Source organism: Lawsonibacter sp. OA9 (genome assembly GCF_022440585.1).
Map to the genome: position 1 here is coordinate 103,779 of NZ_JAKNTI010000022.1, position 9,386 is coordinate 113,164.

17 protein-coding genes are annotated in these 9,386 nt (G+C 59.2%); all 17 read left to right on the plus strand.

Features of this window, described 5'->3' with window-relative positions; genetic code table 11:
• The first annotated feature begins 15 nt into the window (after positions 1-15).
• The 17 genes from rpsH to rplQ all read left to right on the plus strand — a co-directional run bounded on the left by rpsH (position 16) and on the right by rplQ (position 9,243).
• Positions 16-414, plus strand: coding sequence for a 30S ribosomal protein S8 (gene rpsH, locus MCG44_RS01495; protein WP_147572413.1), 399 nt, complete (start codon positions 16-18; stop codon positions 412-414).
• Between the two features lie 14 nt (positions 415-428).
• Positions 429-974 carry a 50S ribosomal protein L6 gene (gene rplF, locus MCG44_RS01500; protein ID WP_240286434.1) on the plus strand — a complete coding sequence of 182 codons (546 nt, stop codon included), beginning with the start codon at positions 429-431 and terminating at the stop codon, positions 972-974.
• 17 nt (positions 975-991) lie between these two features.
• Positions 992-1,351: a 50S ribosomal protein L18 gene (rplR, locus tag MCG44_RS01505; RefSeq protein ID WP_147572411.1), complete on the plus strand. Its 360-nt coding sequence runs from the start codon at positions 992-994 to the stop codon at positions 1,349-1,351.
• A gap of 18 nt (positions 1,352-1,369) precedes the next feature.
• The gene (gene rpsE, locus MCG44_RS01510) at positions 1,370-1,870 is read left to right on the plus strand and encodes a 30S ribosomal protein S5 (RefSeq protein WP_147572410.1); all 501 of its coding nucleotides are present in this window, start codon (positions 1,370-1,372) and stop codon (positions 1,868-1,870) included.
• A 14-nt stretch (positions 1,871-1,884) separates the two neighbouring features.
• Positions 1,885-2,067: a 50S ribosomal protein L30 gene (gene rpmD, locus MCG44_RS01515; protein WP_050623215.1), complete on the plus strand. Its 183-nt coding sequence runs from the start codon at positions 1,885-1,887 to the stop codon at positions 2,065-2,067.
• Between the two features lie 15 nt (positions 2,068-2,082).
• Positions 2,083-2,523, plus strand: a complete 441-nt coding sequence (rplO, locus tag MCG44_RS01520) for a 50S ribosomal protein L15 (RefSeq protein ID WP_147572409.1) — start codon at positions 2,083-2,085, stop codon at positions 2,521-2,523.
• 1 nt (position 2,524) lies between these two features.
• Positions 2,525-3,907 carry a preprotein translocase subunit SecY gene (secY, locus tag MCG44_RS01525; protein WP_147572408.1) on the plus strand — a complete coding sequence of 461 codons (1,383 nt, stop codon included), beginning with the start codon at positions 2,525-2,527 and terminating at the stop codon, positions 3,905-3,907.
• Between the two features lie 22 nt (positions 3,908-3,929).
• Positions 3,930-4,562, plus strand: coding sequence for an adenylate kinase (locus tag MCG44_RS01530; protein ID WP_186852959.1), 633 nt, complete (start codon positions 3,930-3,932; stop codon positions 4,560-4,562).
• Positions 4,563-4,573: 11 nt separating this feature from the next.
• Complete coding sequence (gene map, locus MCG44_RS01535) at positions 4,574-5,338, plus strand: type I methionyl aminopeptidase (RefSeq protein ID WP_147572407.1); 765 nt, start codon at positions 4,574-4,576, stop codon at positions 5,336-5,338.
• Positions 5,331-5,630: a KOW domain-containing RNA-binding protein gene (locus tag MCG44_RS01540; RefSeq protein ID WP_147572406.1), complete on the plus strand. Its 300-nt coding sequence runs from the start codon at positions 5,331-5,333 to the stop codon at positions 5,628-5,630. Before map ends, MCG44_RS01540 begins: the two co-directional genes overlap by 8 nt.
• Positions 5,617-5,835, plus strand: a complete 219-nt coding sequence (infA, locus tag MCG44_RS01545) for a translation initiation factor IF-1 (RefSeq protein ID WP_020989775.1) — start codon at positions 5,617-5,619, stop codon at positions 5,833-5,835. The genes MCG44_RS01540 and infA overlap by 14 nt, the downstream gene beginning before the upstream one ends.
• A 247-nt stretch (positions 5,836-6,082) precedes the next feature.
• Positions 6,083-6,196, plus strand: a complete 114-nt coding sequence (rpmJ, locus tag MCG44_RS01550) for a 50S ribosomal protein L36 (protein WP_008982609.1) — start codon at positions 6,083-6,085, stop codon at positions 6,194-6,196.
• Between the two features lie 18 nt (positions 6,197-6,214).
• The gene (rpsM, locus tag MCG44_RS01555) at positions 6,215-6,583 is read left to right on the plus strand and encodes a 30S ribosomal protein S13 (protein ID WP_147572405.1); all 369 of its coding nucleotides are present in this window, start codon (positions 6,215-6,217) and stop codon (positions 6,581-6,583) included.
• A gap of 14 nt (positions 6,584-6,597) precedes the next feature.
• Positions 6,598-6,999 carry a 30S ribosomal protein S11 gene (gene rpsK, locus MCG44_RS01560; RefSeq protein ID WP_147572404.1) on the plus strand — a complete coding sequence of 134 codons (402 nt, stop codon included), beginning with the start codon at positions 6,598-6,600 and terminating at the stop codon, positions 6,997-6,999.
• 22 nt (positions 7,000-7,021) lie between these two features.
• Positions 7,022-7,624, plus strand: a complete 603-nt coding sequence (gene rpsD / locus MCG44_RS01565; RefSeq protein WP_147572403.1) for a 30S ribosomal protein S4 — start codon at positions 7,022-7,024, stop codon at positions 7,622-7,624.
• Positions 7,625-7,758: 134 nt separating this feature from the next.
• Positions 7,759-8,709 (plus strand): DNA-directed RNA polymerase subunit alpha, encoded by a 951-nt coding sequence (locus tag MCG44_RS01570; RefSeq protein ID WP_147572402.1) that lies wholly within the window; start codon positions 7,759-7,761, stop codon positions 8,707-8,709.
• A 189-nt stretch (positions 8,710-8,898) separates the two neighbouring features.
• Positions 8,899-9,243 (plus strand): 50S ribosomal protein L17, encoded by a 345-nt coding sequence (gene rplQ, locus MCG44_RS01575; RefSeq protein WP_147572401.1) that lies wholly within the window; start codon positions 8,899-8,901, stop codon positions 9,241-9,243.
• Positions 9,244-9,386 lie beyond the last annotated feature (143 nt).

The following is a 9,386-nucleotide window of genomic DNA, read 5'->3' on the forward strand; positions in this document are numbered from 1 at the left end:
TAGGAGGTAAACTTCATGCACATCACCGATCCCATTGCGGATATGCTGACCCGCATCCGCAACGCGAACAACGCCAAGCATGACACCGTGGACGTCCCCGCGTCCAACATGAAGAAGGCCATCGCGCAGATCCTGCTGGATGAGGGCTATATCAAGAACTTCCAGCTGATCGACGACGGCACTCAGGGCGTAATCCGCGTCACTCTGAAGTACAATGCCGGCAAGGAAAAGGTCATCTCCGGTCTGCGCCGGGTGTCCAAGCCCGGTCTGCGCGTCTATGCCGGCGCCGATGAGCTGCCCCGTGTTCTGCACGGCCTGGGCATCGCCATCGTATCCACGTCCAAGGGCGTCATGACCGATAAGGCCGCTCGTGCGGCCCATGTCGGCGGCGAAGTCCTGGCATTCGTCTGGTAAGGAGGGTCATAGGAATGTCTAGAATTGGTAGAGCTCCTATCGCCATTCCCGCCGGAGTGGAGATCAAGGTAGAGGACAACAACGTTGTCACTGTCAAGGGTCCCAAGGGCACCCTGACCCAGCAGTTTAACCCCAACATGGCTATCGCCATGGAAGAGGGCGCACTGCACGTCACCCGTCCCAATGACGCCAAGGAAAACCGTGCCCTGCACGGCCTGACCCGCACCCTCATCCACAACATGGTGGTGGGCGTCACCGAGGGCTACAAGAAGGAGCTGGACGTCAATGGCGTCGGCTATCGTGTGGCCAAGGAGGGCAACAAGCTGGTCATGAACCTGGGCTACTCCCACCAGGTGGTCGTGGAGGAGGTCCCCGGCATTGAGATCGAGGTCCCCGGCCCCAACAAGATCATTATCCACGGCTGCGACAAGCAGCAGGTGGGCCAGTTTGCCGCCGAAGTGAGAGAGAAGCGTCCCCCTGAGCCTTACAAGGGCAAGGGCATCAAGTATACAGACGAGGTCATCCGCCGCAAGGCTGGTAAGACCGGCGCCAAGAAGTAAGAAGGAGGTGTGCCACTATGATCAACAGACCCGATACTCGTTCTCAGCGTATCAAGCGCCACAAGCGCGTGCGTGCTAAAATCTCCGGCACGCCCGAGCGTCCCCGGCTGAACGTATTTCGCAGCGAAACCAATATCTACGCCCAGATTATTGACGATGTGAGCGGAAAGACCCTGGTTTCTGCGTCTTCCCTGGAGAAGGACTTTGCCTGCGAGGGCACCAAGACCGACGCCGCCAAGCAGGTGGGCGTCACTGTGGCTGAACGTGCCAAGGCCAAGGGCATCGAGAACGTGGTCTTTGACCGCGGCGGCTATGTCTATCACGGCCGCGTGAAGGCTCTGGCCGAGGGCGCCCGTGAGGGCGGCTTGCAGTTCTAAGGGAGGAGGAAACGATAAATGGCTAGATTTGAGAGAGAACCCAGCGAGTTCGTGGAGAAGCTCGTTTCCCTGAACCGCGTGTCCAAGACCGTCAAGGGCGGTCGTGTCATGAAGTTCGCCGCCCTGATGGTGGTGGGCGATGAGAAGGGCCGCGTAGGCTTCGGCACCGGTAAGGCTGCCGAGGTCCCTGAGGCCATCCGCAAGGGCATCGAGGATGCCAAGAAGCACATGGTCAACGTGTCCCTGTCCGGCACTACTATCCCCCACGAGGTGATTGGTGAGTTCGGCGCCGGCCGCGTGCTGATGAAGCCCGCTGCCCCCGGTACCGGCGTTATCGCCGGCGGCCCGGTCCGTGCCGTTATGGAGGCTGTCGGAATTAAGGATATCCGTACTAAGTGCCTGCGCTCCAACAACCCGCAGAATGTGGTCTCCGCGACCTTCGAGGGCCTCAAGTCCCTGAAGAGCCCCGAGGAAGTGGCCCGTATCCGCGGCAAGAGCGTGGAAGAGATCGTGGGTTAAGGAGGGCGTTCACCATGGCTAATCTGAACATCAAGCTGGTCAAGAGCCTGAACGGCCGCATCGCCAAGCATCAGGCGACCGCCGAGGCCCTGGGCCTCCGTAAGATCGGCGATACCACCGTGCAGCCCGACAACGCGGCTACCCGCGGCAAGATCGCCCACATCGGGTACCTGCTCCAGGTCACCGAGGAAAACTAAAAGGAGGCGCGACACATGAATCTGCATGAACTTTCCCCCGCCGCCGGCTCCAACACCAAGGCCTACCGCAAGGGCCGGGGCGCCGGCTCCGGCAATGGTAAGACCGGCGGCCGCGGCCAGAAGGGCCAGTGGGCCCGCTCCGGCGGCGGCGTCCGCGTGGGATTTGAGGGTGGCCAGATGCCTCTGAGCCGCCGTATCCCCAAGCGCGGTTTTAACAACATCTTTGCGAAACCCCTGGAGGCCATCAATGTCTCTGCCCTCGATAAGTTTGAGGACGGAGCTGTGGTCGATGCCAAGGCTCTGCTGGAGAAGGGTATCCTCTCCAAGTGCGAGTACGGCGTCAAGATCCTGGGCAACGGCCAGATTTCTAAGAAGCTGACCGTCCAGGCTTCCGCCTTCTCCGCCTCCGCTAAGGAAAAGATCGAAGCTGCGGGTGGTAAGGCGGAGGTGATCTGACATGATCCAGACGATCCGTAACGCATGGTCCGTCCCTGAGCTGCGGAAGAAGATCCTGTTCACCATCTTTGCCCTGCTTATCTTCCGTCTGGGTTCGGCTATCCCTGTTCCCTATATCAATTCCGAGCAGCTGGGATTCTATCTGGAGGCTCAGAGCGGTACGATTCTGGGCCTGATGAACGCCATGAGCGGCTCCGCCTTCTCTATGGCGACGGTCTTTGCCCTGTCCATCCAGCCCTATATCAACAGCTCCATTATCATCCAGCTGCTGACGGTGGCCATTCCCGCTTTGGAGCGGTTGGCTAAGGAGGGCGGCGAGGAGGGCCGGAAGAAGATCGCCTCTATCACCCGTTATACCACCGTGGCCATCGCCCTGTTGCAAGGTTTTGGTTATTACTCCCTGATCAACAGCTATGGTCTGGTCCAGGGCGGCAGCCTGAACGCTTTCTGGGTTGGAGCGGTCATCGTCCTCTCCTTTACCGCCGGCTCCGCCTTCCTGATGTGGCTGGGTGAGCAGATCACTGAGTTCGGCATTGGAAATGGTATCTCCATCATCCTGTTCGCCGGCATCGTGTCCCGCTTCCCCACCATGGTGACTGACAGCATAAAGGGTGTAACCATCTGGAACAGCGTCCAGGACGGCACTATGACCATGGATACGCTGACCGCGGCCGGCATGACCACTCAGCAGGCTGAGGCCCAGCTGAAACTGGCCCTGGCGCCTTGGATGATCCCGGTCATCGTTATCGGCCTGCTGGCTCTGGTGGTGTTCATCGTGTTCATCTCCAACGCCGAGCGCCGCCTGCCTGTCCAGTATGCCAAGCGGGTAGTTGGCCGGAAGATGTATGGCGGCCAGTCCACCCATATCCCCATGAAGGTGAATATGTCCGGCGTCATGCCTATCATCTTTGCCCAGTCCATCGCCTCCCTGCCCGCCACCATCGGCGCCTTTACCGGGGCTACCGTGGAGAGCACTGGCTTTGGCGGAGCCATGATGCGGCTGTTTGACACCAGCAAACCCTTCTACTCCGTGCTGTATTTCTTCCTGATCGTTGGCTTCAGCTACTTCTACGCCAGCATGACCTTCAACCCCATTGAGGTGTCCAATAACCTGAAGAAGAACGGAGGCTTCATCCCCGGCATCCGGCCCGGTAAGCCAACTGCCGACTTCATCACCCGGGTGTTGTCCAAGATCACTATGTTTGGCGCTCTGTATCTGTCTGTCATTGCCATCGCCCCCATTATCACTGGAAATATCGTGGGCTATAGTTCTCTGGCGATCGGCGGCACCTCAGTCATCATCGTGGTGGGCGTGGCCCTGGAGACCGTCAAGCAGCTGGAAGCCCAGATGCTGATGCGGCATTACAAGGGTTTCCTTGAATAAGCGGGAGGTTGGAGATATGGGAATGAAGCTGATCCTGCTGGGCGCTCCGGGCGCCGGCAAAGGAACTCAGGCTGAGATCCTCAGCGCCAAGCTGGGAATCCCGACCATCTCCACCGGCAATATTCTGCGTGCCGCCATCAAGGAAGGCACATCCATCGGCTTAGAGGCCAAGTCCTATATGGATGCGGGCAAGCTGGTCCCCGATTCCGTTATCATCGGCATCGTTGCCCAGCGGTTGGAGCAGCCTGACTGCTCCGGGGGCTTCATCCTGGACGGAGTGCCCCGCACCATTGGCCAGGCCCAGGCTTTGGCCCAGGCAGGCGTGACCTTTGACCATGTGGTGTCCATCGAGATCTCCGATGGGGAGATCGAAGAACGCATGACCGGCCGCCGGGTCTGCCAGAACTGCGGCGCGCCCTACCATGTGAAGGCCAAGCCCCCTAAAGTGGAAGGTGTGTGCGACACCTGTGGCGGACCCCTGGTACAGCGGGAGGACGACAAGCCGGAGACTGTGCGCCACCGGCTGGAGGTCTACCACGCTGAGACCGAGCCCCTGAAGGGCTACTATGAGGAGAAGGGTATCCTGACCCCCGTAGATAATCAGTCTACCATTGAGGATACCACCAAAGCGATCATGGAGGCCCTGAGTATCTGATGGGTTTGGAAATGATTTCACTAAAATCTCCCCGAGAGATCGAGGCCATGCGCCGGGCTGGGCGCCTTACCGCCCAGGCCCGGGCTCTGGCTGGCTCTATGATCAGACCCGGAGTCACGACCCATGAGATCGATACAGCGGTCCGCCGCTTTATCGAGAGCCATGGGGCCAAGCCCTCCTTCCTGGGATACGGCGGTTTTCCCGGCTCCGCTTGTATCTCGGTGAACGAGGAGGTTATCCACGGCATCCCTGGGCCCCGAAAGCTGAAGGAGGGCGACATCGTCAGCGTAGATGTGGGCGCCTTTATCGGCGGCTTCCATGGTGACTGCGCCGCCACCTACCCATGCGGGCAGGTGAGCGACGAGGCCAAGCGCCTGATTCAGGTCACCCAGCAGAGCTTCTGGGAGGGCATGAAATTTGCCCGCCAGGGTTGCCGGGTCTCTGACATCGGCCACGCGGTCCAGGTGTATGTAGAGGCCAACGGCTTTTCCGTCGTCCGGGATTTTGTGGGACATGGCGTGGGCGCCAGACTCCATGAGCCCCCGGAGGTACGCAACTTCGGACCTGCCGGCCACGGTCCCCGGCTTCAGCCTGGCATGACCCTGGCGGTAGAGCCTATGGTATGCGCCGGAGACTGGCGGGTGAAGGTGCTGTCAGACAAATGGACCACCGTCTCTCTGGATGGGTCCCTGACAGCCCACTATGAGAACAGTATCCTGATCACAGAAGAGGGCCCTGAGATCCTGACCGTCACAGAGGATGGAGCTTATGTATGATTATACGGGCTGGATCGTAGAGGCCGCCGCTGGCCGGGACAAGGGCGGAGTGTTCTGTGTGGTGGGAGTGGACCAGGAGCGGTCCATGTTGCTGCTGGCCGATGGAAAGCGCCGTAAGGTCGCCAATCCCAAGGTCAAAAAGCTGGGCCATGTGCTCCCTCTCACTGATATGGAGCATCCATTTGACCACCCGACCATCCAAGGGCTGAAACGCGGGACACCGCTGTCCGACAGAGCATTGAGAAGGGCGCTGGCCGCCTTCAAGGAGGGAAACACGCTTGGCGAAAGATGATATGATCGAGCTGGAGGGAGTCGTTACCGAATCCCTGCCCAATACCACCTTCCATGTGGATATTGGAAACGGACACATCATCCTGGCACATATTTCGGGCAAGCTGCGCATGAATTTCATCCGTATCCTGCCCGGCGATAAGGTGACGGTCCAGATGTCGCCTTACGACCTCACCCGAGGCCGTATTACCTGGAGATCTAAGTAACTATCAACGACCGAATCGTCCGGCTTTCTCCGGAAGCCTTGCCTTCCGGGGTCCGCCCAGACTCCCGTCCCCCCGCGGGGACAAGCGGCCGCAAGGCCGCTCCCAAATGCGAGCCCAGCGAAGCGGGTCGCATTTGGAGAGGAGAAACAGCGGAGTGACTGAGCCCTCACACACGTGTGGGGGCGAAGGATACGGAGCTTGTTTCGACGAGGAGGGGCCATCAAGGCATTCATAGGAGGTTTTAACAATGAAAGTCAGACCGTCCGTGAAGCCCATGTGCGAGAAGTGCAAAGTCATTAAGCGCAAGGGCAAAGTCATGGTTATTTGCGAAAACCCCAAGCATAAGCAAAGACAAGGTTAATTGGAGGTGCTGTAAAAAATGGCTCGTATTGCCGGTATTGACCTGCCGAGAGAGAAAAGAATCGAGATCGGCCTCACTTATATCTACGGCATTGGGCGCACCAGCGCCAACAAGATCCTGGCCCAGGCCGGGATTAACCCCGATACCCGTGTGAAGGACCTCACCGAGGAGGATGAGGCCAAGCTGCGCGAGGTTATCGGTCATGAGTATACGGTCGAGGGCGACCTGCGCCGCAACGTGGCGATGGACATTAAGCGGCTGACTGAAATCGGCTGCTACCGGGGCATCCGCCACCGCAAGGGGCTGCCTGTCCGCGGCCAGCGTTCCAAGACCAACGCCCGTACCCGTAAGGGTCCCAAGCGTACCGTAGCCAATAAGAAGAAGTAAGGGAGGGATATACAATGGCTGCTAATACCAAGGGTAAGAAAGTGGTGCGTAAGCGCCGCGAACGCAAGATCGTGGAGAAGGGCCAGGTGCATATCCGCTCCTCCTTCAACAATACCATGGTCACCGTCACTGACGCGCAGGGCAACGCCCTGTCCTGGGCCTCCTCCGGCGGTCTGGGTTTCCGTGGATCCCGTAAGTCCACCCCCTTCGCCGCTCAGACTGCCGCCGAAACGGCTGCAAAGGCTGCGATGGAATACGGCCTGAAATCCGTCGAGGTCTTCGTGAAGGGCCCCGGCGCCGGCCGTGAGGCCGCTATCCGCGCGCTGCAGGCCGTGGGCCTGGAGGTCACCATGATCAAGGATGTGACCCCGGTTCCCCATAACGGCTGCCGCCCGCCCAAACGCCGCCGCGTCTGATCAGAGAAGGAGGTTATGACACATGGCTAGAAATATGCAGCCCATCGCTAAACGGTGCAAGGCTCTGAACCTGTCCCCTGCCGCTATGGGCTATGCCAAAAAGACTACCAATCGCAATCCCGGCGGGAATATGCGGAAGAAGAAGTCCGAGTATGCCCTGCAGCTGACCGAGAAGCAGAAGGTCAAGTTTGTCTACGGCATTATGGAAAAACAGTTCCATATGTACTATGAGAAGGCCTCTCGTATGCAGGGTAAGACCGGTGAGAACCTGCTGACCCTCATTGAGCGCCGTCTGGACAACGTGGTGTACCGTCTTGGCTTTGCTAAGACCCGCCGCGAGGCCCGCCAGCTGACTACCCATGGCCACTTCACTGTCAACGGCCAGCGGGTGGACATCCCCTCCTACCTGGTGAAGGTGGGCGACGTGATCGAGGTTCGGGAGAAGAGCCGCTCCTCCGTCAAGTTTAAGGGCCTGCTGGGTGAGGATGCCCCTATGGTCACTCTGCCCAAGTGGCTGACCCGTGACAAGAATACCCTCCAGGGTACTGTCGCTGCCATGCCCGCCCGGGACGACATCGACTTCCCCGTGGAAGAACACCTCATCGTCGAGCTGTATTCTAAGTAATCTATTTTTGCGGGTCTCTCCAGACGAGCTGGAGAGACCTGGCAAAAGACCAGACTTAGACAACCCTCAGATATTGGTGAGCTGAATCAGGCGGTGGCAAGTACACCGCCGAGAAAAGGAGGGTATCCTAGCATATGGTAGAAATCGAAAAGCCCCGCATCGAATGTGTGGAGAATCCCGGCGACGCCTCCTACGGCAAGTACGTTGTGGAACCCCTTGAGCGGGGTTATGGCACCACCTTGGGCAACTCCCTGCGTCGGATCCTGCTGTCCTCTCTGCCTGGTACCGCGGTGACCTCCATCAAGATCGCCGGTGTCCAGCACGAGTTTACCACTATCCCCGGCATCAAGGAGGACGTGACCGAGATCGTCCTGAACGTGAAGGGGATCATCGCCAAGCTGTACTGCGAGGGAGTGAAAACCGTCCACATCGAGGCCGCCGGGGAGTGCAAGGTCACTGCCGGTGACATCAAAGCGGACGCTGATGTGGAGATCCTGAATCCTGATCTCCATATCGCAACCCTGGGACCTGACGCCACCCTGTCGATGGAACTGACCCTGGCCCACGGCCGTGGCTATGTTTCCGCCGACAAGAACAAGCCGGCCCAGTCCATTATCGGGACCATCCCCGTAGACTCCATCTATACCCCCGTCCGTAAGGTCAATTACACCGTGGAGAACACCCGTGTGGGCGATGCCACGGACTATGACAAGCTGACGCTGGAGGTGTGGACCAACGGCACCATCGATGCTCGGGACGCTGTTTCCCTGGGGGCGCGCATCCTGTGCGACCACTTCACGCTGTTCACCGACCTGTCCGAGACCATGGGTAACAAGTCTACGGTGGTGGAGAAGGCGGAGACCCAGCGGGATAAGGTGATGGAGATGACCATCGATGACATGGATCTGTCTGTCCGCTCCTATAACTGCTTGAAGCGGGCCAACATCAATACGGTGGAGGACCTGATCTCCAAGACAGAGGAAGAGATGATGAAGGTTCGGAACCTGGGCCGTAAGTCCCTGGAAGAGGTTATTAACAAGCTGGCGATGATGGGCCTGTCCTTGGCCAGCGAGGAAAATAACTAAGAAGCGCCGAATCATCAGACAAAAGAAGGGGTATCGTACTTCGCGATACTTCAAAGGACAGCCCGGAAGTAAGTAACGTTCCTGTCCGGGTGCGGGGTTCCTGTCCCCTCAGCGGGGTGTCCCGGCCCTAGTGGCCGAATGAACGAATTTATGGAGATCTCGCCACGCGAGGTCGGAGGAGTGTTTCTCATGTCTCAGAAGAACCGCAAGCTGGGCCGCACCAGCGATCAGCGCCGCGCTATGCTGCGCGCCATGGTCACCTACCTGCTGGAGAACGGCCAGATCAAGACCACTGTCACCCGTGCCAAGGAAGTGGCTCCCGTGGCCGAGAAGATGATCACCCTGGCCAAGGACAACACCCTGGCCTCCTACCGCCAGGCCCTGTCCTACATCACGAAGGAGGATGTGGCCAACAAGCTGTTTAAGGAGATCGGCCCCAAGTATGCCGAGCGTAACGGCGGTTACACCCGTGTCGTCCGCATCGGCCCCCGCCGCGGCGACGCCGCCGAGATGGCGATCATCCAGCTGGTGTGATAGACATTTGCAAGCCCCCTGGCATATGCCAGGGGGCTTTTGCGTCGACGGCGGCGGAAAACCAGGCGGGCGCCTCCGGCGGGGAAAAGCAGCCCGCCCCCTTTTTTTGACCCGCGCTATCTGCTATAATAGAAAAAAACGTG

Bases quoted from the DNA above. Each gene is read 5' to 3' on its own strand.
- rpsH (WP_147572413.1), top strand. From the start codon at position 16: ATGCACATCACCGATCCCATTGCGGATATGCTGACCCGCATCCGCAAC.
- rplF (WP_240286434.1), top strand. From the start codon at position 429: ATGTCTAGAATTGGTAGAGCTCCTATCGCCATTCCCGCCGGAGTGGAG.
- rplR (WP_147572411.1), top strand. From the start codon at position 992: ATGATCAACAGACCCGATACTCGTTCTCAGCGTATCAAGCGCCACAAG.
- rpsE (WP_147572410.1), top strand. From the start codon at position 1,370: ATGGCTAGATTTGAGAGAGAACCCAGCGAGTTCGTGGAGAAGCTCGTT.
- rpmD (WP_050623215.1), top strand. From the start codon at position 1,885: ATGGCTAATCTGAACATCAAGCTGGTCAAGAGCCTGAACGGCCGCATC.
- rplO (WP_147572409.1), top strand. From the start codon at position 2,083: ATGAATCTGCATGAACTTTCCCCCGCCGCCGGCTCCAACACCAAGGCC.
- secY (WP_147572408.1), top strand. From the start codon at position 2,525: ATGATCCAGACGATCCGTAACGCATGGTCCGTCCCTGAGCTGCGGAAG.
- MCG44_RS01530 (WP_186852959.1), top strand. From the start codon at position 3,930: ATGAAGCTGATCCTGCTGGGCGCTCCGGGCGCCGGCAAAGGAACTCAG.
- map (WP_147572407.1), top strand. From the start codon at position 4,574: ATGATTTCACTAAAATCTCCCCGAGAGATCGAGGCCATGCGCCGGGCT.
- MCG44_RS01540 (WP_147572406.1), top strand. From the start codon at position 5,331: ATGTATGATTATACGGGCTGGATCGTAGAGGCCGCCGCTGGCCGGGAC.
- rpmJ (WP_008982609.1), top strand. From the start codon at position 6,083: ATGAAAGTCAGACCGTCCGTGAAGCCCATGTGCGAGAAGTGCAAAGTC.
- rpsM (WP_147572405.1), top strand. From the start codon at position 6,215: ATGGCTCGTATTGCCGGTATTGACCTGCCGAGAGAGAAAAGAATCGAG.
- rpsK (WP_147572404.1), top strand. From the start codon at position 6,598: ATGGCTGCTAATACCAAGGGTAAGAAAGTGGTGCGTAAGCGCCGCGAA.
- rpsD (WP_147572403.1), top strand. From the start codon at position 7,022: ATGGCTAGAAATATGCAGCCCATCGCTAAACGGTGCAAGGCTCTGAAC.
- MCG44_RS01570 (WP_147572402.1), top strand. From the start codon at position 7,759: ATGGTAGAAATCGAAAAGCCCCGCATCGAATGTGTGGAGAATCCCGGC.
- rplQ (WP_147572401.1), top strand. From the start codon at position 8,899: ATGTCTCAGAAGAACCGCAAGCTGGGCCGCACCAGCGATCAGCGCCGC.